Origin of the sequence: Kitasatospora papulosa (assembly GCF_000717245.1) — a bacterium.
GTDB lineage: Bacteria > Actinomycetota > Actinomycetes > Streptomycetales > Streptomycetaceae > Streptomyces > Streptomyces papulosus.
On record NZ_JNYQ01000006.1, the window covers coordinates 199,243 to 219,962 of the forward strand.

Consider the following 20,720-nt stretch of genomic DNA (forward strand, 5'->3'; position numbering starts at 1 on the left):
ATTCTAAGGACCATCATGGCCAACAAAACCTTCGAAGAGCTCTTCGCCGAGCTCCAGCTCAAGGCCGCCGACGGCGACCCCTCCACCTCCCGCACCGCCGAGCTGGTGGGCAAGGGCGTGCATGCCATCGGCAAGAAGGTCGTCGAGGAGGCCGCCGAGGTCTGGATGGCCGCCGAATACGAGGGCAAGGAAGCGGCGGCCGAGGAGATCTCCCAGCTGCTGTACCACGTCCAGGTGATGATGGTCGCCCGCGGGATCTCCCTCGACGACGTCTACGCCCACCTCTGAGCACACCCCCGCACGTCCCGGAACTCCCTCCGCACAAAGGAAACCTGACCTCATGCTGCGCATCGCCGTCCCCAACAAGGGTGCAATCTCCGGGCCTGCGATGGCGATGCTCCATGAGGCGGGCTACCGGCAGCGCAAGGAGTCCAAGGAACTGGTCCTCGTCGACCCCACGAACGAGGTCGAGTTCTTCTACCTGAGGCCCCGGGACATCGCGATCTACGTGAGCTCGGGGCGGCTGGACATCGGCATCACCGGCCGTGACCTGCTGCTGGACTCCGGTGCCGAGGCCGAGGAGATCCTCCAGCTCGGCTTCGCCCGGTCCACCTTCCGCTATGCCACGAAGCCCGGCACGGCCACCGGCCCCAAGGACTTCACCGGCATGACGATCGCCACGTCCTACGAGGGCATCGTGGCGAAGCACCTCGCCGACGAGGGCGTCGAGGCCTCCGTCGTGCACCTCGACGGCGCCGTCGAGACCGCCATCGAGCTCGGCGTCGCGCAGGTCATCGCCGACGTCGTCGAGACCGGCACCAGCATGCGCAACGCGGGCCTGGAGATCATCGGCGAGCCGATCATGAAGTCGGAAGCCGTGGTGATCCGCCGCAAGGGCGCCCCCGACGACGACCCGAAGGTGCAGCAGTTCCTGCGCCGTCTGCAGGGCGTCCTGGTGGCCCGCAGCTACGTGATGATGGACTACGACTGCCGGGTCGAGCACCTGGAGCGCGCCGTCGCGCTCACCCCCGGGCTGGAGTCGCCGACCATCTCCCCGCTGCACCACGAGGGCTGGGTCGCCGTCCGCTCCATGGTCGCCTCGAAGGAGGCCCAGCGGATCATGGACGACCTCTACGAGCTCGGCGCGCGCGCCATCCTCACGACGGCCATCCACGCCTGCCGCCTCTGACGGTCGTGCACGCCCGTCGCCTCCGACGGTCATCCACTCCCGCCGGCGGCTCCCGACGGCAGGACCACGAGCACAGCTAAGGACGACAGCGCCGCCATGTCCTCTCCCGCACCCCGGGCTCCCGAACTCCCCGCCCTTCCGGCCACCTTCAGGCCCACCCTCACCCGGGTGGTCCTCCTGGCCGTGGGGGCGGCGATGTTCGTCGTCATCACCGCCGTCGCGTTGACCCTGGAGAAGCTGGGCCCGGGGGAGCGGACCAGCTTCGTCTTCGTCGCCCTGCTCTTCTTCGGCGTCCTCGCCCTGCTCAGCAGGCCCCGCGTCACGGCCGACGCGACAGGTGTGACGGTCGTCAACATCACCCGGACGCGCCGGCTGGCCTGGGCGGAGATCGTGCGCGTCAACCTGCGGGCCGGTGACCCGTGGGTCTTCCTCGACCTCAGCGACGGCACCAGCATGCCCGCCCTCGGCATCCAGCCGGGAATCGCCAAGGAACGGGCCGTCACGGACGCCCGGGCCCTGCGCGCGCTCGTCGAATTCCACGGCAGCGGAGTGAACAACGCCACGGAGAACGGCTGAGCCCCCTGCCCCGTTCGGCCCGATCCCGATTATTCTGGGACCGGTGGCGCACCGGGTGCGCCCCGCCCCGCACCAGAAGGCCCCAGAGGCCCGCGGGGCACATTCCTGCGACCCAAGGAGTGACTCCCTCCAGCAATGGACGGATCGTCCGGTAGTACCTGCGCCGCCCTCTCCCCGGAGGCGGCGGCATGACCACCCCCCTGTTGCTGCTTCTCGCGGCATTCCTTCTCATCCTCGCCAACGGGTTCTTCGTGGCAGCCGAATTCGGGCTCGTCACGGTGGAACGGCCGGACGCCGAACGCGCCGCCGCCGAAGGCGACCGCCGGGCCCGTACCGTCGTCGCCGCCCTGCGTGAACTCTCCTTCCAGCTCTCCGGCACCCAGCTCGGCATCACGATCACCTCGCTGGTCGTGGGCATGCTCGCCGAACCGGCGCTCGCCCAGCTGCTCGCCGGACCGCTCACCGCCACCGGACTGCCCCGAGGGGCCGTTCCCGGCGTCAGCGTCGTGATCGGCATGCTGTTCGCCTCCGCCGTCCAGATGGTGATCGGCGAGCTCGTGCCGAAGAACTGGGCGGTCTCCCGGCCGCTCCAGGTCGCCCGGTTCGTCGCGGGTCCCCAGCACCGCTTCTCCACCCTCCTGCGACCGGTGATCACCGCTCTGAACACCGTGGCGAACCGCCTCGTCCGGCTGCTCGGTGTCGAGCCCACCGAGGAACTCGCCTCGGCGAGGACCCCGGGCGAGCTCGTCTCCCTGGCCCGGCACTCCGCCGAGGCCGGAACCCTGGAGCAGGACACCGCCGACCTCTTCGTACGGACGCTGTCCCTCGCCGGTCTCACCGCCCAGCACGTCATGACCCCGCGGGTGAAGGTCAGCGCGCTGCAGGTCTCGGCGACCGCGGCGGACGTCCTCAACCTCACGCGCGCCACCGGGCTGTCCCGCTTTCCGGTCTACCGGGACCGCATCGACGAGGTCGTCGGCATGGTCCACCTCAAGGACGCCCTGGCCGTCCCCTCCCAGGACCGGCTGCGCGCCCCGGTGAGCCGGATCGCCGTGGCGCCGCTCCTGGTGCCGGAGACACTGCCCGTCGAACAGCTGCTCCAGCGGCTGCGCAGCGAGCAGCCGATCGCCGTGGTGGTCGACGAGTACGGCGGCACCGCCGGTGTCGTCACCCTGGAGGACATCGTCGAGGAGCTCGTCGGCGAGGTGAGGGACGAACACGACGCCGAGGGCGACGACCGTCCCGAGCTGACGTCCGTCGTCGCCGAGGACGGACGCGCCGGCTGGGACGTCGAGGGCAGCACCCGCGTGCTGACCCTGCGCAGGATAGGCCTCGACGTACCCGAGGGGCCTTACGAGACCGTGGCGGGGCTGGTCGCCGACCTGCTGGGACGCATCCCCGCTCCCGGTGACCGGTCCGAGCTCCCCGGCTGGCGGATCTCGGTCCGCCAGGTCGGCCACTACCGTGCCGAGCGGGTCCGCTTCGTCCGCCTGACGGACATACCGGTATCGCCGGACGGACTGCCGGAACGGTCCGAAGGCCCCGAGCGGCTCACCCAGGACCTCCTGGAGGCCGTGCGATGAGCCTCGTACAGCTGATCTTCGCCGCACTCCTCGTGCTGGCGAACGGCTTCTTCGTCGGTGCCGAGTTCGCGCTCGTCTCCGTACGCCGCAGTCAGGTCGAACCCCTCGCGGCAGCGGGGTCGAGCCGGGCCAGGCAGGTGCTGCACGGCCTGGAGAACCTGCCGCAGATGATGGCCGCCGCACAGTTCGGTATCACCGTCTGCTCACTCACCCTGGGTGCCGTCGCCGAGCCGACCGTCGCCCACCTGCTGGAGCCGGTCTTCCACGCGGCACATCTGCCCGAGGGACTCGTGCACCCGCTCGGCTTCGCGGTCGCCCTCGTCTCCGTGGTCTTCCTCCACCTCGTCATCGGCGAGATGGTCCCGAAGAACCTGGCGATGGCCGCCCCCGAGAAGACCGCGATGTGGCTCAGCCCCGGCCTGGTCGGGTTCGCCCGGCTCTGCCGGCCCGTCACCTCCGCGCTCGGGGCCTGCGCCCGGATCGTGCTCAGGCTCTTCAAGGTCGAGCCGAAGGACGAGGTGGAGGCCGTCTTCACCAGCGAGCAGCTCAACCGGCTGGTCGAGGACGCGGGGCTGGCCGGCCTCCTGGAACCGGAGGCGCAGGAACGGCTCGGGGACGCACTGGAACTGGGCAGCAGGCCCGTGACCGACGTGCTGCTCGGCCGGGCGTCCCTGGTGACGGTCGATCCGTCCGTCACCCCCCGCCGCATCGAGGAACTGACCGTACGCACCGGTTACTCACGCTTTCCCGTCTGCGCGGAGGGCGGTGGCTTCATGGGCTACCTGCACGTCAAGGACGTCCTGGAGCTGGAGGACGCCGACCGTGCCGTACCGCAGCAGATCTGGCGCCCCATGGCCACCCTCCGGGCCGAGCTCCCGCTCGACGACGCCCTGACGGTGATGCGCCGGGCCGCCACCCACCTCGCCCAGGTCGCGGACGCGTCCGGCAAGGTGCTCGGCCTGGTCGCCATGGAGGACGTCCTGGAGATGCTCGTGGGCGAGGTCCGCGACCCCGCCCACCGCGTCGCGGTGCCCCGCCGCACACCGGAGGCACCGAAGGCCATGGCTCCGCTGGGGTAGGTCCCGCCGAGCCGGTCACGTCCGCCGCCGGGCGGTCCCTCAGGGGCCGTCCGGCGGCTTCGTCCTCACAGCGCCCCGGGCTCCGGCGTCCCCCGGTCCACGGGCCCCCGCCCGGACAGCACCTCGCCGTACGCCTGCATCAGGTCGGGCAGCCGCAGTGTGGCCAGATCGTCCCGGGTCGGCGCCGCGGTGTATCCCGACAGCCGCAGATCGCGGTAGGCGCAGCTCTTCTCGTACAGGGTGCGCAGGAAACGGCCGTTGCCCAGCTCGTCGATCCACCCCTGGTCGACCACGTGCCCGCTGATGCTGCGCAGCTCGTCGAGCGACTCCTCGTCCCACACGTCGTCGTTGTCGGCCGCCAGCACCCCGCCGATCGCGGTGAGTTCGAGGGGCCGGTAGCTCGGGAAGTCGACCCGCGTGGTGAAGCGTGAGGAGAGACCGGGGTTGGTGGACAGCAGCCGGTCCATGCCCTCCGGGTAGCCGGCGAGGATGACGACGAGATGGTCCCTGTTGTCCTCCGCCCGCTTGAGGAGGACCTGAAGCGCCTCGTCGCCGTAGGCATCGCCCTTGGTGTAACCGGAGTTGGACAGGCTGTACGCCTCGTCGACGAACAGCACCCCGCCGAGTGCCGAGTCGATCAGCTCGTTCGCCTTCACGGCGGTCTGCCCGAGGAACTCGCCCACCAGATCGGAGCGCTGGGCCTCCACCAGGTGGTCGCCGCCGAGCAGACCCAGTGCGTAGAACACCCGGCCCAGAATGCGGGCGACCGTGGTCTTGCCCGTCCCGGACGGACCGGAGAAGACGAAGTGACGCTTCGGGGGCTGCACCGGCAGGCCCTGCTCCGCACGCAGGCGCGCCATGTTCAGCTGGGCGGAGAGTGCTTTGACCTGCCGCTTCACCGGTTCGAGCCCGACCATGCGCTCCAGCTCCGCCAGCGCCTTCGCGAGCATCGCGGGATCGCTCGGCCCCGCGGGGAAGACGGCGGTCCGTGGTGCGCCCCGTTTCGTCCGCGTCGCGTCGCCGCCGGGCCCGGAGGACGGCACCGCGGTACCGGGAAGGACCTGCGGGTCGCCGCCGAGCCAGGGCTCACGGCCGTCCGCCAGGTCGGTGTCGAGCGCCGTGTCGCCGTCCGCCCGTGCCTCCACGCCCGTGCCGTCCGCGCCGAAACCGGCCAGTGAGACCGCGGCGAGGTCGACCGCCTCGTCGTATCCGTCCCCCTCGGAGATGGCCGCGAGCCGGGCCGAGGTGTCCATGAAGGCCGGGTCCACGCGGTGCACCGCCCGGTAGAGGGGCAGGGCCGCCGCGCTGCGGCCGGTGCCCTCGTGCGCCCGCGCCAGCCAGTAGCGCAGCTCCTTGCGCTGCGGCTGTTCACTGCGGCAACGCATCAGGGCGGCCGAGAGGAAGGGCTCCGCCTGCCCGTACATCTCCAGGCGCACCCGGGCCATGCCGCCGAACAGTCCCGCCTCGATGCCGAGCAGCGGATCGTCCACCAGATGTTCCGTGGTGCGCACGAGCTGCTCCCAGTCCTTGACCAGATAGGAGCGGCAGGCGTGCAGGAAGCGCACCTGGGGATCGGTGTCGACGGGCGGCAGGCCGGCCAACGCCCGGTCCAGCTCCGGGACATGACGGCCGTCGAGCCAGTGCGAGGCGTGCGCGAGCAGGAGGTCGCGAGGGCTCTCCAGCACCGGCTGCACCCACCAGCCGAGCCAGTACCACGAGTTGAGTGTGCGACGGTGGCGCGTGCGCTGCTCACCGAAGCGGTCCCGATGGCGGAACATGCGTAACAGCGCCGTGGTCGTGTCGATCCGCAGCGCGTGCAGGCCCAGCCAGCCGTCCGCCATGCCGGGATCGAGACGTACCGCGGCTCTGAACTCCTCCTCGGCCTGCGGGTACGCGCCCATCGTGTAGGCGTCCACCCCGCGCAGCCAGGCAAGGTCGGCCGGGGCCTGCGTGCCCGGCGTGCCGATGTCCATCAGGTCCCCCACAAACCGAGCCCCCAGAATGTCCCGCCCGCACAGCATGCCCAGCACGGCACGCCTAATCACCGCGCCGTGGACGGGAATTGACCACATCCGAGACGCATCGTACCTGTACAGGGAGTGAGCGGTTAAGTACGTAACCGGCGCCTCGGGGGCGGTGACCCAGGGTGAGCGGGAGGCCTGTGCGGAGGGCGCGGGAGGGCAGAACGAAGCCCCCGGTCACGGGGGAACAACCGGGGGCTTCGCGTACGTGTGGGCTCCGAGAAGCCGCACATCGAGAACGTAAGACCTGTACGGCCCCTCGGTCAAGCCGAGTTGAGGTTCGTGCGGGTGCTTTTCCCGTCGGTGGAGACGGTGCCCTTCAGGCTTCACCGTCCGTGACGAAATGACTCGCCCCCGCTGTCGCGTGAGGCCCTTCCAGCCACTCGTATCCCTCAGGTACCCGCCGTATCACCGCATCGGCGAAGGGGAGCGAGGGATCACCGGCGAAATGGCGCTGCTCCGCGACGGTCCAGCCGTCCCAGAACTCCGAGAGCCCCGGGCCGTCACGCAGCCGCCCCTGCTCCCAGGACGCCGCGCTGTCCCCCTCGATCCACAGCAGTGCCGCGAGGAACGGCCGCACCGAGGAACGGCCGGCCCCCACTCCCTCGACCAGGAGCACGGGGGCCGGGTCCAGCGTCCGCGGCGGCCCGAAGCGCCGGGCCGTCCAGTCGTACGGGAGATACCGGGCCGGCTCCCCGCGCGAGAGGGGGTCCAGGACCTGCGCCCGGAGCCGGCCGGTCCAGCCGAAGAGCTCCTCGTGCGTGGCCAGGTCGTCCAGCCGCAGTACCGGCGCGTCCCCGAGCGCGGTGGCCAGGCGGCCGGCGAACGTGCTCTTGCCGGACCCCGCGTGACCGTCGACCGCGATCAGCCGTACAGGCCCGCAGGACGGAGGGAGGGCGCGCAGCCGGCGCGCGTGGTCCGCCAGGTCGGTCATGTCCTCCACCCTACGAGACCGGGCCGAGCGGCTCCGGGCCCGCGCAGGTCACGTCAGTGGACCAGACCAATATTGCCGTCGCGGCACGGGTCGAATGTCTGGCCGGAACCGGTCCCGACCCGCGATAGTTGGGCCACCGATCGGCACCCGCAGCCCCAATCCGTTCAACGACCGGGGGTCTCGCCCATGACCAGACCGACTTCACGCAGGACCGTGCTCACCGCCGCGCTCGCGGCCGGGGCAGGCGTCGTCGCCGCCGCAGGACCGGCGGGCGCGGCCCCTTCCCGGACCTCCTCGTCCCAGGCGGCATCCTCTCTCGTGGACAACCGATTCTGGACCACCCACACCGACTGGCGCTGCGGCTCCACGGCAGGGACCCGCGCGGTCCCCGGCCGCCGGCCCGGCCTGGTGATCTCCACCCCCGCCGGAAGCGCCGACTACACCGACCCGCACACCGGCACGACCACCACCTGGGAGTACGCGAGCTGGACCTCCCCGGTCCATCGCCCGGCCGTCCCCGCCACCGAGGTGATCGCCTCCTGGAACGCCGCCACCCCGGAGGGCACCTGGATCCAGGTCGAGCTGCGCGGCAGCTACTCGGACGGCACGGACACCCCCTGGTACGTCATGGGCCGCTGGGCCTCGGCCGACACGGACATCCGGCGTACCTCCGTCGACGACCAGACGGACGGGAAGAGCACCGTCTGGACCGACACCTTCTCGGTCGACGACGCGGCGAGCGGACTGCGACTGGTCGCGTACCGGCTGCGGCTCACCCTCCACCGGACACCCGGCACCCGCCTCACCCCCACCGTCCACCGCGTCGGCGCCATGGCCTCGGACGTCCCCGACCGCTTCACCGTCCCGGCCAGCACGCCCGGTGCCGCCCGTGAGCTCGCGGTGCCCCGCTACTCGCAGAACGTCCACGTGGGGGAGTACCCCGAGTACGACAACGGGGGCGAGGCCTGGTGCAGCCCCACCTCCTCGCAGATGATCATCGAGTACTGGGGCCGAACCCCCACCCCCGAGGACCTGTCCTGGGTCAAGCCGGGCCTCGCCGACCCGCAGATCTGCCACGCGGCCCGCTACACCTTCGACTACCAGTACGAAGGCTGTGGCAACTGGCCCTTCAACGCCGCCTACGCGGCGACGTACGAGGACATGAACGCAGCGGTCACCCGGCTCGGATCACTGACCGACCTGGAACAGCTGGTCGCCGCCGGCATCCCGGTCATCACCTCGCAGTCGTTCTTCAAGGGCGAGCTCACGGGAGCGGGTTACGGGACGTCAGGACACCTGATGACGGTCATCGGCTTCACGGCCGACGGCGACGTGATCGCCAACGACCCCGCCTCGCCGTCCAACGACGCGGTGCGCCGGGTCTACCGGCGGCGGGAGTGGGAGACGATCTGGCTGAGGACGAAGCGGTACGACGCGAACGGCGCGGTCAGGGGCGGCACGGGCGGGGTCTGCTACGTCTACTGGCCGGTCGACCCGAGTGCGCGTCAGCGCCGCGTCCTGAGGTCGCTCGGGCTGGTCTGAGCGTGCGGGAGGGCCGGGGCGCGCAGCCCAGGAGGCGAGCGCGCCCGGCCGTCCTGCGGGAGCCGTCCTCGGGGCAGTGCCCGCTCACCCGAGGACTGCGGGCACGGGAGTGGCCTGAGCTGCGGGGGCCCGGCGCGGGGTACCGCAGGGGCGCCAGGCAGACTCGGCGTGTTGTAGTTCCACCACCAGAGGATGATCCACGCATGATTACGCTCAGCAAGGAAGACGGCCCGGCGGACCTGGACGGCGTCACCCACCTGTCCATAGGCGTGTCCTGGGACCCCACGGCCGGGAGCAGCGGAGGGGTCATGGGCATGCTCCGCCGCAAGACCGGCACCGACCTCGACCTGATCGCCATCGCCATGCAGGGCGCGGACCCGGTGCGTCTGGCGGGCCTCGACTCGCTGGACCCCATGGGCAACGGCTCCCTGGTCCACAGCGGCGACAACCAGACCGGGCGCGGCGACGGTGACGACGAGACGGTCACGGTGGAGTTCTCGCGAGTCCCCACCAACATCACGTCGATCGTGTTCGTCGCCGCGGCCTTCAAGAAGGGCAGCTCCTTCCAGAAGGCCCGCAACATCAGCTTCAAGGTCTACGACGGGACCGGCGGCACCACCCAGCAGGTGGCCGACATCTGGCCCAGCCTGCTGACGCAGGACAACGGCTGCGCCGTGGCGAAGGCCGTGCGGGTCGGGGGCTCGTGGAAGCTCGAAGTGATCAATGCGACCGGGAAGATCAAGCCGGGTGACGAGCACGCCCTGATGCGCTTCGCGATCAGCAAGTAGGCCTGTGGCCGGGGGCACCCCCCGGCCTCTGCGGCGGCGGCAGGCGCCGACCCGGGCACACGCTGCTCGACGGCGCCCGTCGCGCCGAGTTCCTGCTTCGCCCGCCGCTGGTACGCCGCTGCCACCGGAGCGTCCGGCCTGCCCTGGCATCCGTCTTCGCGGGCATCCGTGCCACGCCGGGTACGTCACCCGCCTACATCGCGGGGACGACATCTCGGGGGATCGTCCCGGCGCGGTACCGCACGGGGTTCCGGAGGACGACGCGCGCCGACCGGGGCCGCTCGTAACGTTCATCCGGCCGGCCCGGCCCCGACGAGTCGCCGGATCACCGTACCGGTGCTCGGGATCCGAGCCACGAGCGCGCCCTCACGACGGTCCGCCCCGCGCGACGCGGCGCGGGCCGGAACATGAGGAGTCGCCGGGACGGGGTCGGCACCCACGCCCGCCCGAGCAGAGAACGGACGACTCCATGACCCATGCCTTCCTCCGTCGTGGCCTGACCGCCGCCACCGCGTTACTGACGCTGGCCGTCGCCATGGGCGCGCCTCCCGCCGCGGCGACCGGGGAATCCGGCGACGCACCCCGCCTGCCCGCACCGACCGGCTCCCGTGCGGTCGGCACCACGTCCCTGCACCTGACGGACGACTCCCGCCCCGACCCCTGGGCCGCCGGGGTGGACGTGCGGGAACTCATGGTCTCCCTGTGGTACCCCACGGCGTCCCCGAACGGGCGGCGTGCGCAGTACATGACGCCGACGGAGTCGCAGCTGCTCCTCGAGGACGGGGGCATCACCGGCCTGGAGCCGGACGTGCTGAGCACGACACGGACGAACGCCTTCGCCGGAGCCCGCCCGGCCGGGGCGCCCCGCGGCCTTCCGCTGGTCGTGCTGTCACCCGGCTTCGCCAAGCCGCGCACCACACTGACGGCACTCGCCGAAGACCTCGCGAGCCACGGCTACGTGGTGGCCGCGATCGACCACACCTACGAGAGTGTCGCCACCACCTTCCCGGACGGGCGCGTCGCCACCTGCGCGGCCTGCGACCTCCCGCACGACGAAGCGTTCTGGGACCGGCTGGTCACGAGCCGGGCCACCGACATCTCGTTCGTACGGGACGAACTGACAGGCGGGAACACGCACTGGGACGGCGCGCGTCTCGTCGACCCGTCGCGCGTCGCCGTGGCGGGCCATTCCGTCGGCGGCGCGAGCGCACTGCCGTCGCTGCTCGCCGATTCCCGGATACGTGCCGGGATCGACATCGACGGCACGACCCAGGTCCCGGTACCGGACAGCGGCCTGTCCAGGCCGTTCCTGTTCCTCGGAAGGCAGTCCCAGTACACCCCGGGCAGCGGTGGCGGTGCGGTCGCCACCTGGGAGCGCGACTGGCGACACCTGACGGGGTGGAAGCGGTGGCTCGTGGTGTCCGGAGCCGAGCACGCCTCGTTCACCGATGTCGGCCCGCTGGCGGAGCAGTTGGGGATCGACATCGGTGCCGGCCTCCCGGCCGCCCGGGTCTCCGAGATCGTCCGCAGGTACACCCGTGCGTTCCTGCAGCAGCACCTGCGCCACCTGCCCCAGCCCCTTCTGGACAAGCCCTCCGCCCGATACCCGCAGGTCCTGTTCTGCGCCCCTGAGAGCGGCACCTGCGTCTGAGGGCCGATCCGGACCGGCGCGCACGGCGTAGGAACGGCGTGCGCGCCGGACGGCTCTCCCCGTCCACGGCGCGATTCCGCGCAGGTCCGTGAAATGGCCGGTTCCGGTCCGCCGGGAATCGTACCGCTCGGGCACTGCGCATTCCGGAGGGAGCAGATGATGTGCGCGGGCTTCCCTGTCGGGCGCGAGATCTGCCGTGAGCGCCGATCGGTACGCGTTGTTGAATTCTTGCTCAACGCTCCGGAATGTGTGCACGCATTATTCCTCGCGCCATACGGATTTCAGCATCGATATCCGGACCTTGACTCCGTGCCGCACCTTTGCCCAGGGATCTGGTCCGGCGGGTGTTCCTGGCCGGGTTCCAGGCCGTACGGTAGCGATCATGAATATGTCCTTCCGGCGGATTTCCGCTTCCGATGCCGACTCCCTGATCCGCTTTCTGACCAGCGAGGACTGGCCGTTCCACGTCGTGAGCCAGGTGGACCGGGAGACCGCCGGCCAATGGGTCACCGAGGGTCGCTTCGAGAGCGAGGAGAACAGGAGTTTCTGGGTGGTCGACGACGGGGCTGCGGTCGGCCTGGTGCGTCTCATGGACCTCGGGGACGCCACACCGCTGTTCGACCTACGGCTGCGCGCCGCCGACCGCGGCCGCGGGGTCGGGGCCGTGGCGGTCGCGTGGCTGACCAGGTATCTCTTCGAGGAATTCCCCGACGTACGGCGTATCGAGGGCACGACCCGGCAGGACAACCGTGCGATGCGACGGGTCTTCGTGCGCTGCGGCTACGCCAAGGAGGCCCACTACCGGGATGCCTGGCCGTCGTCCGGCGGCGAGGTCCACGACGCGGTCGGATACGCGGTTCTGCGCCGCGACTGGCTGTCCGGGGTAGTGACCGCCCCGCAGTGGAATGACGAGCCCTGCGAATAGAACGGGTTTTTCTGCTACAGAATGGCGAACGCGTTCCCTTTCTCCCGCGCTCCGCATATCACCCCTTGTCCGTCCGGTAAATGCTGTCGTACTCTCGCCGAGAACTGCCGGCAACGTCGCTCTGGAGGCGAACATGGCTGACAACACCGCAAGGAATACCGAGGAGCAGGAATTCCCCGAGGTGGAGGTCAAGGTCTCACCCGTGGCCGAGAGGGCGCGGGCGACCTTCGCCAAGACGCACAATCGTGCGGGCGTTCCCGACTTCACCCAGATGTTCGGTGACTCGGTGAAGTAGGGATCGAGGGTTCCGCGTGCACCGGACCGGCCGGGTCCGGTGCACGCGGAACCCGTTTCTGCGGCGCTGTTCGGCGGCGACTAGGGAGACATCGGGATCATGACTGCACCCGCCTCGGAACTCGGCCGGGCACTGGCGGCCGCGTTCGGCCCCGACTTCGTGGGGAAACACCTCAGCACCGACGTGGTGCTCCGGCATCTCGATCCGGAGATGATCCAGGAGCACTTCTCCTGGCGCGATCTCAACGAGATCCTCTCCCGCGGCCGCGTCGAACCGGCCGAGCTGAAGCTGTGCACCGGAGGCAGTTCCCTGCCCGAGCACGCGTACACGGTGACGCGGGCGGGCCACCGCGTGGTGGACCTGACCCGGACGTTCTCGCTCATGCGGTCCGGGGCCAGCCTCGTCATCGACTCGCTGGACCGGATCCACCCCGCCGTACGCGCCGCGACCGACGACGTCATGCGCATGGTCGGTGAGACCGCCTCCTGCAACCTCTTCGTCACCTTCGACGACGCGCAGGCCTTCGCCAGCCACTTCGACGAGGTGGACACCTTCGTCCTCCAGGTGCTCGGCACCAAGAGCTGGCAGGTGCACGGGCCTTCGGAGGAACACCCCCTCCCGGAGTACGGCGACAGCGACCCCGCCCGCTGCCCGGAGGCCGTGCTCTTCGAGCGGACGCTGGAGCCGGGCGACGTGATCCATGTGCCGCGCGGGTGGTGGCACACGGTGCGCGGGGGCGGCGAATCCAGCCTGCATCTGACCTTCGCCTTCACCCGGCGCACCGGCTACGACTGGCTCCGCTGGGTGGCGTACCGGGCTCTGGACAGCACCGACGTACGGGAGAGCCTGGCCCGCGCCGGGACCCCGGAGGAGCAGCGTGCGCAGGCCGCGCGGCTCGTCACGGCGTTCGTGAACGAGGCGAAGGCGCTGACGCTGCGGGACTTCTTCGACGCCGAGCGGCGCAGGAGCGGGGGCCGGGACACCGCCTGCCTGCCCTGGGACGTGCTGAAGGCGCGCCCCTCGGCCGGGACGTTCGTCGAACTGGCCACCGTGCAGGCGCCCCTGATGGAAATGAGAGGCGAGCGGCTGGTACTCACCGCCGCCGGCCAGGAGTTCGTCCTGCCCGCCGTCCACCGGGAGGCCTGCGAGACGCTCGTCCGGGCACGACGCGTCGGCACGGCCGAACTCGCCGAACGGTCGGGTACCTCCCCGGCCGCCGTCTCCGCCCTGGTCTCCGCGTTACTCCGGGCCCGCCTGGTCACCGTCACCGACGGCCCCGCCGGACCGGCCGAAGGATGGCGGGCCTCGTGAGCCACCCCTCGATCCGGCCGGGTGCCGGCGCCCTGGGGCTGCCCGCGGCCGACGTCGGCCCCGTCCTGTCCGGTTCCCTGACGGCCGAGGCGGTGATCATGGGCCTTCCGTTCGACGCCGGAGTGACGGGGGTGCCGGGCCAGCGCCACGGCCCCGAGATCTTCCGCAAGCTGAGCCCGGGGCACGACTGGAGCGTCGACGACGACGGGACGCTGGGCGGACTGATCGATCCGCTGACCGGGGGGCCGGTGCTCGCCGGCCGCCGCGTGTTCGACCTCGGCGACCTCGGGGCCGTGCCGCTCGACCCCCGGGTCGGCCGGGCCGCGTACTACCGGGCGCTGACCGGTCTCGTGGAACGGCTCACCAGGACGCGGGCCGTGCCCCTCTTCGTCGGCGGGGACCACAGCCTCTCCGCCCCTCTCGTGACGGGACTCGCCGCCGTGCACGGACCGGTGCGCGTCGTGTGCTTCGACGCCCACTGCGACTTCAGCGGCCGGCCGATGCCCGGTGTCACCGACATCACCCACGGCGACTTCCTGGGGCACCTGTTCCAGACCGGAGCGGTCGCCGCGTGCGAACTGTACGGCGTGCGCACCTTGCTGCCGGCCGCCTGCGGACCGCTTCCGGCGCACCTGCGCTGTGCGTACGCGTACGGATTCCCGGAGCCTGCGCACACCGTGGACGACGAGCCGGTCCACCTGTCCATCGACCTCGACGTGATCGACCCCATGGAGTTCCCGGCGACCGGACACCCCGAAGCGGGTGGCTACCGGCTACGGGAACTGCTCGCCGCCGTCGAGCACGTGTGCCGCACGCGCCGCGTGGTCGCCGTCGACATCGTGGAGGCCCTGCAGGACGACCGCGAGAACAGGGCGACGAGCGCCACGATCTCCGCGCTCGTCATGAGCTGCCTCCGGGCACTGCTGGACGATCACCACCGAGGAGGGGCACGGGGCCGATGAGTACGGACACGGCAGAACAGAGCGGGACCCACCGCCTGCACGCCTGGCAGACCGAATTGATCCGGCGGACCGACCGACCGGACACCCGGACGCTCGGGGACTCCACCACCGGCGTCAACGCCGGCGAGAGCGATGTGTCGATCCGTCAGGAGCGGGGTCGCACCTGGCTGTACAAGGTCTGGGAGAGCGACCGCCGGGCGGGCAGTTTCCACCTCTACGCACCCGCCACCGGAGAGGTCCACCGGATCACACCCCGCCAGGCGTCCCTCCTGCGGGCGGACCACTGGGACCGGTCGGTGCCGGAAGCGGCCCGGGGTTGCCCTCCGGCCCAGCCCGCCGACGCGTGGGACGAGAGCGAGATCGAGGAACTGGCCTCGCTGATCAGGCCGTTCGACGGAACCGGCTGGCAGTTTCCCGACCTTCCCCCGGACGCGCGCCTGGAACAGCCACGGGTGCGGGTGCTCATGCTGAACCCCACGGAGCAGTGCAACATCCGCTGCACGTACTGCTACTACGGCGGCGCCTATCCGGGGACCCGGCCGCATCAGACCGCGTCCCCCGCAGCGGACATGGTGAAGGCGGCGATCGATCTCTTCGTCACCGGGGAGGAACGGCTGGAGCCCGCCCAACGCGCGGTCTACTTCTTCGGCGGTGAGCCGCTGATGGCGTTCGACCAGCTGAAGCAGGCCGTACTCACCCTGGAGGAGCGGAAGCGGGAGGTCGGCTCGCACCTGGAGAACCTGATCATCCAGGTCAACTCCAACGGCATGCTGCTGACCCCCGGCATCGTCGACTTCCTGGTCGAGCACGACATCTACCTCAACATCTCCATCGACGGGCCCAACCACGACCGCTACCGGATCGACCGGCGCGGCAGGGGGACCCACGACCGGGTGCGGGAGCGGACCGACTGGCTCGCGGAGTACCGGCCCGAGTACTTCGCCTCACGCGTCGCCGTCATCTGCGTCCTGTCCGCGCCGCTCGACGAGGCCTCCCTGTACCGGTACTTCAGCGAGTGGCCGACCGCGCTGCGCGCGCTGGCCTGGGACTTCGACCTGCTGCTGCCGGGAGGCGAGGAGTCCTACTCGGACTTCCGCCAGATGTTCGCGGAGCAACGCCGGGTCTGGGACCTCTTCGTCGCCTCGCACCGGCTTCCCTCCGAGACGCGGGAGCGCTCCGGCCGGTACCGCTTCGCCTTCAGCCACGGCTTCCTCCACCGGTCCTTCCACCGGGCCCTGAACCAGCCGGTACGGGACGGAGGTCCGCGGCTCGGCCACCTGCTGGGCGTCCAGCTCGTCCCGGGCAACGAGTACCTCGTGCTCGGCTCGGACGGCACGCTCTACTCCTCGTACGAGTACCAGTCCCCGGACTTCGCCGTCGGCCACACGGACCGTGGCGTCGACCCGGTGGCCGGGGTGGAGCAGCTCGGCATGTTCCGGGACGCCGTGCAGGCGGGCTCCTGCCGGACCTGCTGGGCGGCACCGATGTGCACCGTGACCGTGCCCGAGGCGCCCTTCCGGGCGTCGGACACCGCCGGGACGGTACAGGAGAAGGTGACGGCCAAGCGGGCCCGCTGCATGTCCGAGCGGGAGAACCTCGAACAGGGCCTGCGCGCACGGGCCGACATCGAGGACGTCTTCGGCGCCCAGGCCCTGCGGGGGCACCGCGAGGACTGGGCACGTCAGGCGGAGGGAGGCAGCCGCGTTGACTACTTCCACGCCTGACGGCACCCTGACCGCCGCGATGTGCGCCGACCGGCCCGCCGTGCTGCGCGGTGCCGGCCGCGACTGGCCGGTGTACGCCGCGCTGGGGGAGGCGCGGCTGCGGGAACTCGAAGACCGCCCCGTGGTCGCGGAGGACGCCGGAGGCAGGCCGGTGACCGTGGCTCTGCGGGAGATCCTCGACGAGTCGCGGGCCGAACGGCCCCGGGGACTGTACCTGCGCGACCAGCTGGTCTCGGAGTTCGAACCCACCCTCTGGAACCTGGTCCCGAGGGAGGTCCGCAGGCTGAACTGGCTGCTGGCGCTGCCCGGGGACGTACGCCCCGACTGGGCGTGGCTGATGATCGGCGGGGCCGGCACCGGCTCCCCGCTGCACGTCGACACGATGGCGAGCTCCGCCTGGAACCTCCTCGGCTCGGGGCGCAAGCGATGGACCTTCCACCCTCCCGGCCGCGCCGAGGAGCTGCGCCTGCTGCCGCCCGGATGCGGCGGCCCGCCGGGCGGAGACGGCACGGACGTCGTCACCCTGGTCCAGGAGCCGGGAGACGTCGTCGTGACACCCAGCGGCTGGGCCCACGAGGTGCACAACCTGACGGGCACCGTCTCCGTCACCGCCAACTTCGTCAACCGTTCCAACGTCGGCTTCGTCCGGCGCTACTTCGAGATCCTGGAGGACCGGGCGAACCTCGATCTGCTCACGGCCGTGGGGACGACGTTCGACCGGCTCGACGGCGTGACCGGCGGGAGCGGCGCCCGGTGAGCCGGGCCGGCAACCCGCCGTTCAACCCGCCGTTCGGTCTCCCGCCGGTGAGCCTGGGCACCTGGCAGCTGCGCGGCCGGGCGGCGACCCGCGCGGTCGGGCAGGCGCTCGCCCTGGGATACCGGTGCGTCGACACCGCCACCGGATACGACAACGAGCGTGACGTGGGGGCGGGGATCCGCACCTCGGGCATCGAGCGCGGCGACCTGCTGATCGTCACCAAGTTCCCCGAGGAGGACGCCGGACGTGAACGCGAGACGCTGCTGCGCAGCCTGGACCAGCTGGGCGTGGACCACCTGGATCTCTGGCTGGTCCACGGACCGCTGGACCCGGACGGATCGCTCGCCGTGTGGGAACGGTTCATCGAGGCACGGGAGGCGGGCCTGGTCCGTGCCATCGGCGTGAGCAACTTCCTGCCGGCGCAAGTGGACGACCTCGTGGCCCGCTCGGGCGTGACCCCCGCGGTGAACCAGGTCGCCTTCGGACCGCGCCGGCTCGACCCGGCCCTCGTCCGGCACCACACCGCCCTGGGCATCGTGGTCCAGGGGCACAGCCCCTTCAGCGAGAACGACCTCCGGCACCCCGCGCTCAGGGCCGCCGCCGGACACCACGGCCGGAGCGTCCACCAGATCCTGCTGCGCTGGCACGTCGAACACGGGGTGCCGGTCGTGGCCAAGGCGGCCTCACCGGCCCATCTCGCCGCGAACCTCAGGGTCCACGAGTTCGCACTGACCGCCGCCGAGGTGGAGGCGATCGACCGGGCCGCCGACGACGCGTGGACGGGAGCCGCGCGGTGAGAGTCCACCTGGAGTCCGTGCACCGCAGCTACCGGGTGCGCCGGGCCCCCGAGACCGGCGGCCGTCTCGCCCGGCTGCTGCGCAGGGTCAGCGGCGAGGTGGAGGCGCTGCGAGGTGTCGACCTGCGGGTGGACGAGGGCGAGGCGGTCGGCTACATCGGGCTCAACGGGGCCGGCAAGTCGACCACCATGAAGCTCGTCGCCGGGATCCTCACGCCGACCTCCGGCCGGGTCACGGTGGACGGCCGCGATCCGCACAAGGAGCGCCGCCGCCTCTCCGCGGAGCTGGGGTATCTCGCCGCCCAGCGCGCCAGCCTCTGGTGGGACCTCCCCGTGAAGGACTCCTACGAACTGCTGCGGCGGGTCTACGACATCGAACCGGCCCTCTTCCGGCGCCGTCACGACCGCCTCGTCGACCGCCTCGGCATCGGACGGCACCTCGGCACCCCCGTGCGTGAGCTCTCGCTCGGCAACCGCACCCGTGCCGAGCTGGTGGGCACCCTGCTGCACGCGCCGCGCCTGCTCCTGCTCGACGAGCCGACCATCGGCCTCGACATCTTCGCGCGGGAGGCCATCTGCGACGTCCTGCGCGACCTCCGCCAGGACACCGCGCCCACCCTCCTCATGGCCAGCCACGACCTGCGTGACGTCGAGGCGATCTGCGACCGCATCGTCACGATCGACGGCGGCAGGCTCGTGTACGACGGGAAGATCGACGAGCTCCGGGCGCTCGGTGGCGGACGTCGCACCCTGGTGATCCACCACGCGCCGGGCCACCGGCTGCCCCCGCTGCCGGGGCCGGCCCGGTCCGGGGAACGGACCAGCACGGTCACCACGTACGTCTTCGCCCAGGGGGAGCTGCCCGGCGGGCTCCTCACCGAACTCTTCGCCGACCCCCAGGTCGACGACGTGCAGATCGAGGCTCCCAGCCTGGAGACCGTCATCAAGGGCCTCTACCTGGAGGGTGCGTGACGGGCACCCTGCGGCGCGGATGGCGGGCCCAGCGGGCCGTCGCCGGCATGCAGCTGAAACTCGCCTTCCACTACCGGACCCGGGCCTTCGCGCAGGGGATCGGCGCCCTCCTGCTGATCGGGCTCCAGGTGGCGCTGTGGAGCGCCGTGTACGCCGGCGGCGACGGCCAGGTGCGGGCGGGCGGGCTGACGCTGCACCAGACGACGGTGTACGCGGCGGCCGGCACCGTCTGGGTGCTGTGCCTTCCCGGGCTCGCGCTGGCCCGCCAACTGGAGTCGAAGATCAGGGACGGCAGGATCGTGAGCGAACTCCTGCTGCCCACCGGGTTCCTGACGCAGTGGTTCTCCGCCGCGCTCGGACGCACCGCCGGGGTCACCGTGCTCGTCGGTGTGCCCGCGGCGATCGCCGGAGCGGCGGTGCTGTACCCGTTCACCCTCGACCCCGCCCACGTCGGCCGCCTGGCGCTGACCGCCGCCATCGCTTTCGTCGTCCTGTTCGACTTCAGCTATCTGATCGGTCTGTCGGCGTTCTTCGTCCGCCGGGTCGAAGGGCTGAACGAGGTCCGTGAGGCGCTGCTGCTCCTGCTCGGCGGCTCGATGATGCCGGTCTCGCTGTACCCGGCCGCACTGCGTGACGCGGCGGTCTGGACCCCGTTCGTGCACGGCTTCTACACCCCGCTCGGCACCCTGGTCCGGGACCCCTTCGTCGACGACCGGGTCGTCGTCCTCGGCGCCTGCTGGGCCGTCCTGCTGTCCGCGGCCGCCGCCCTGTGCACCCGTGCCGCCCTGCGGAGGCTGGTGATCGCCGGTGGCTGACACCCTGGCCGCGCTGCGGAAGTCCGCCGGAATCGCGCTGCTCGCCACCCGGATGAACTTCCGGAGCCACCTGGTGCACCCGGGCGAGGTCCTGCTGGCCAACATCGGGGCGCTGGTCCAGGCCCTGTCCGGAGCAGCCGTCCTCATGCTGGCCCTCTCCGCGTCGGACGGCATCCACGGCTGGACACTGGCCGAGTGGGCGGCGCTCACGGGATTCACGACCGTGGCCCGCGCCCTGTGGAACACGGTCTTCTTCGGCACCCTCGACATTCCGGACATGGTGCGCAGCGGGGAACTCGACCACCTCCTCGTCCGACCGGCGAACCCGCTGATGCTCATCCTGTTCTCGAAGGTCGACACGGACGTCTGGATCGAGATCGCCGTCGGGACGGGAATGCTCGCCGTCGCCCTCCACGTCAGCGGGGCGGAGCTCTCCGGCCCGGTGCTGGTCTTCATCCCGCTCGCGCTCGCCGGTTCCGCGCTGGTCTTCGCGGCCATGCACCTCGCCGTCACCGCCCTGTCCTTCTGGCTGCGGCAGGACGCGATGCTGAGCATGCTGATCTGGCGTCTGGACACCTTCGCGCAACTGCCGATGAGCTTCTACCCGACGTGGCTCATGACGGTGTTCTCCACGGTCGTGCCGTTCGCGTTCGTCGGCTACTTCCCCTGCCTCTACATCCTCGGCAGGACCGACTCACCGTTCGTCTGGCTCCTGCCTCTCGCGGGACCCCTGCTCTTCCTGCCCGCCGTCCTGCTCTGGCGGAGCGGGATCGACCGCTACTCCAGCACCGGTTCATGAG

20 protein-coding genes are annotated in these 20,720 nt (G+C 71.2%); 18 read left to right on the top strand and 2 right to left on the bottom strand.

Going from position 1 to position 20,720, the window contains the following annotated elements:
• Positions 1–15 precede the first annotated feature (15 nt).
• From IA22_RS0119765 to IA22_RS0119785, 5 genes are all read left to right on the top strand, one after another.
• On the top strand, positions 16–288 hold the full coding sequence (locus IA22_RS0119765) for a phosphoribosyl-ATP diphosphatase (protein WP_014157415.1): 273 nt from the start codon (positions 16–18) through the stop codon (positions 286–288).
• A 52-nt stretch (positions 289–340) separates the two neighbouring features.
• The gene (gene hisG / locus IA22_RS0119770; RefSeq protein ID WP_014157416.1) at positions 341–1,189 is read left to right on the top strand and encodes an ATP phosphoribosyltransferase; all 849 of its coding nucleotides are present in this window, start codon (positions 341–343) and stop codon (positions 1,187–1,189) included.
• 96 nt (positions 1,190–1,285) lie between these two features.
• Positions 1,286–1,765 (top strand): PH domain-containing protein, encoded by a 480-nt coding sequence (locus tag IA22_RS0119775; protein ID WP_014157417.1) that lies wholly within the window; start codon positions 1,286–1,288, stop codon positions 1,763–1,765.
• Between the two features lie 188 nt (positions 1,766–1,953).
• On the top strand, positions 1,954–3,348 hold the full coding sequence (locus IA22_RS0119780) for a hemolysin family protein (RefSeq protein WP_030124322.1): 1,395 nt from the start codon (positions 1,954–1,956) through the stop codon (positions 3,346–3,348).
• On the top strand, positions 3,345–4,427 hold the full coding sequence (locus IA22_RS0119785) for a hemolysin family protein (protein ID WP_014157419.1): 1,083 nt from the start codon (positions 3,345–3,347) through the stop codon (positions 4,425–4,427). Before IA22_RS0119780 ends, IA22_RS0119785 begins: the two co-directional genes overlap by 4 nt.
• 65 nt (positions 4,428–4,492) lie before the next feature.
• Here the strand turns inward: IA22_RS0119785 and IA22_RS0119790 are convergent, their stop codons facing one another.
• Entirely contained in the window at positions 4,493–6,400 is a 1,908-nt protein-coding gene (locus IA22_RS0119790; RefSeq protein ID WP_030124323.1) for an AAA family ATPase, read from the bottom strand.
• A 367-nt stretch (positions 6,401–6,767) separates the two neighbouring features.
• The gene (locus IA22_RS0119795) at positions 6,768–7,382 is read right to left on the bottom strand and encodes a uridine kinase family protein (RefSeq protein ID WP_014157421.1); all 615 of its coding nucleotides are present in this window, start codon (positions 7,380–7,382) and stop codon (positions 6,768–6,770) included.
• A 186-nt stretch (positions 7,383–7,568) separates the two neighbouring features.
• Here IA22_RS0119795 and IA22_RS0119800 point away from each other — a divergent pair, with 186 nt between their 5' ends.
• The 13 genes from IA22_RS0119800 to IA22_RS0119860 all read left to right on the top strand — a co-directional run bounded on the left by IA22_RS0119800 (position 7,569) and on the right by IA22_RS0119860 (position 20,719).
• Positions 7,569–8,924, top strand: a complete 1,356-nt coding sequence (locus tag IA22_RS0119800; RefSeq protein WP_030124324.1) for a peptidase C39 family protein — start codon at positions 7,569–7,571, stop codon at positions 8,922–8,924.
• A 203-nt stretch (positions 8,925–9,127) separates the two neighbouring features.
• Complete coding sequence (locus IA22_RS0119805) at positions 9,128–9,712, top strand: TerD family protein (RefSeq protein WP_014157423.1); 585 nt, start codon at positions 9,128–9,130, stop codon at positions 9,710–9,712.
• A 469-nt stretch (positions 9,713–10,181) separates the two neighbouring features.
• Positions 10,182–11,363 carry an alpha/beta hydrolase family protein gene (locus tag IA22_RS0119810; protein ID WP_030124325.1) on the top strand — a complete coding sequence of 394 codons (1,182 nt, stop codon included), beginning with the start codon at positions 10,182–10,184 and terminating at the stop codon, positions 11,361–11,363.
• Positions 11,364–11,745: 382 nt separating this feature from the next.
• Positions 11,746–12,288, top strand: a complete 543-nt coding sequence (locus IA22_RS0119815) for a GNAT family N-acetyltransferase (RefSeq protein WP_030124326.1) — start codon at positions 11,746–11,748, stop codon at positions 12,286–12,288.
• A gap of 133 nt (positions 12,289–12,421) precedes the next feature.
• Positions 12,422–12,583, top strand: coding sequence for a hypothetical protein (locus IA22_RS37155; RefSeq protein WP_014157426.1), 162 nt, complete (start codon positions 12,422–12,424; stop codon positions 12,581–12,583).
• A gap of 99 nt (positions 12,584–12,682) precedes the next feature.
• The gene (locus tag IA22_RS0119825) at positions 12,683–13,894 is read left to right on the top strand and encodes a JmjC domain-containing protein (RefSeq protein ID WP_030124327.1); all 1,212 of its coding nucleotides are present in this window, start codon (positions 12,683–12,685) and stop codon (positions 13,892–13,894) included.
• Complete coding sequence (locus tag IA22_RS0119830) at positions 13,891–14,856, top strand: arginase family protein (protein ID WP_015576346.1); 966 nt, start codon at positions 13,891–13,893, stop codon at positions 14,854–14,856. Before IA22_RS0119825 ends, IA22_RS0119830 begins: the two co-directional genes overlap by 4 nt.
• A complete protein-coding gene (locus tag IA22_RS0119835; protein WP_030124329.1) occupies positions 14,853–16,580 on the top strand; it encodes a radical SAM protein in 1,728 nt (575 codons plus the stop codon). The genes IA22_RS0119830 and IA22_RS0119835 overlap by 4 nt, the downstream gene beginning before the upstream one ends.
• The gene (locus IA22_RS0119840) at positions 16,561–17,337 is read left to right on the top strand and encodes a cupin domain-containing protein (protein WP_014157430.1); all 777 of its coding nucleotides are present in this window, start codon (positions 16,561–16,563) and stop codon (positions 17,335–17,337) included. The genes IA22_RS0119835 and IA22_RS0119840 overlap by 20 nt, the downstream gene beginning before the upstream one ends.
• Positions 17,334–18,134, top strand: coding sequence for an aldo/keto reductase (locus tag IA22_RS0119845; protein WP_030124330.1), 801 nt, complete (start codon positions 17,334–17,336; stop codon positions 18,132–18,134). Before IA22_RS0119840 ends, IA22_RS0119845 begins: the two co-directional genes overlap by 4 nt.
• Positions 18,131–19,105, top strand: coding sequence for an ATP-binding cassette domain-containing protein (locus IA22_RS0119850; RefSeq protein WP_030124331.1), 975 nt, complete (start codon positions 18,131–18,133; stop codon positions 19,103–19,105). The genes IA22_RS0119845 and IA22_RS0119850 overlap by 4 nt, the downstream gene beginning before the upstream one ends.
• Entirely contained in the window at positions 19,102–19,920 is an 819-nt protein-coding gene (locus IA22_RS0119855) for an ABC-2 family transporter protein (RefSeq protein WP_030124332.1), read from the top strand. The genes IA22_RS0119850 and IA22_RS0119855 overlap by 4 nt, the downstream gene beginning before the upstream one ends.
• Positions 19,913–20,719, top strand: a complete 807-nt coding sequence (locus IA22_RS0119860) for an ABC transporter permease (protein WP_030124333.1) — start codon at positions 19,913–19,915, stop codon at positions 20,717–20,719. The genes IA22_RS0119855 and IA22_RS0119860 overlap by 8 nt, the downstream gene beginning before the upstream one ends.
• The last annotated feature ends 1 nt before the right edge of the window (position 20,720 follow it).

Bases quoted from the DNA above. Each gene is read 5' to 3' on its own strand.
- IA22_RS37155 (WP_014157426.1), top strand. From the start codon at position 12,422: ATGGCTGACAACACCGCAAGGAATACCGAGGAGCAGGAATTCCCCGAG.
- IA22_RS0119825 (WP_030124327.1), top strand. From the start codon at position 12,683: ATGACTGCACCCGCCTCGGAACTCGGCCGGGCACTGGCGGCCGCGTTC.
- IA22_RS0119835 (WP_030124329.1), top strand. From the start codon at position 14,853: ATGAGTACGGACACGGCAGAACAGAGCGGGACCCACCGCCTGCACGCC.
- IA22_RS0119765 (WP_014157415.1), top strand. From the start codon at position 16: ATGGCCAACAAAACCTTCGAAGAGCTCTTCGCCGAGCTCCAGCTCAAG.
- IA22_RS0119775 (WP_014157417.1), top strand. From the start codon at position 1,286: ATGTCCTCTCCCGCACCCCGGGCTCCCGAACTCCCCGCCCTTCCGGCC.
- IA22_RS0119805 (WP_014157423.1), top strand. From the start codon at position 9,128: ATGATTACGCTCAGCAAGGAAGACGGCCCGGCGGACCTGGACGGCGTC.
- IA22_RS0119785 (WP_014157419.1), top strand. From the start codon at position 3,345: ATGAGCCTCGTACAGCTGATCTTCGCCGCACTCCTCGTGCTGGCGAAC.
- hisG (WP_014157416.1), top strand. From the start codon at position 341: ATGCTGCGCATCGCCGTCCCCAACAAGGGTGCAATCTCCGGGCCTGCG.
- IA22_RS0119780 (WP_030124322.1), top strand. From the start codon at position 1,954: ATGACCACCCCCCTGTTGCTGCTTCTCGCGGCATTCCTTCTCATCCTC.
- IA22_RS0119815 (WP_030124326.1), top strand. From the start codon at position 11,746: ATGAATATGTCCTTCCGGCGGATTTCCGCTTCCGATGCCGACTCCCTG.
- IA22_RS0119810 (WP_030124325.1), top strand. From the start codon at position 10,182: ATGACCCATGCCTTCCTCCGTCGTGGCCTGACCGCCGCCACCGCGTTA.
- IA22_RS0119790 (WP_030124323.1), bottom strand. From the start codon at position 6,400: ATGGACATCGGCACGCCGGGCACGCAGGCCCCGGCCGACCTTGCCTGG.
- IA22_RS0119795 (WP_014157421.1), bottom strand. From the start codon at position 7,382: ATGACCGACCTGGCGGACCACGCGCGCCGGCTGCGCGCCCTCCCTCCG.
- IA22_RS0119800 (WP_030124324.1), top strand. From the start codon at position 7,569: ATGACCAGACCGACTTCACGCAGGACCGTGCTCACCGCCGCGCTCGCG.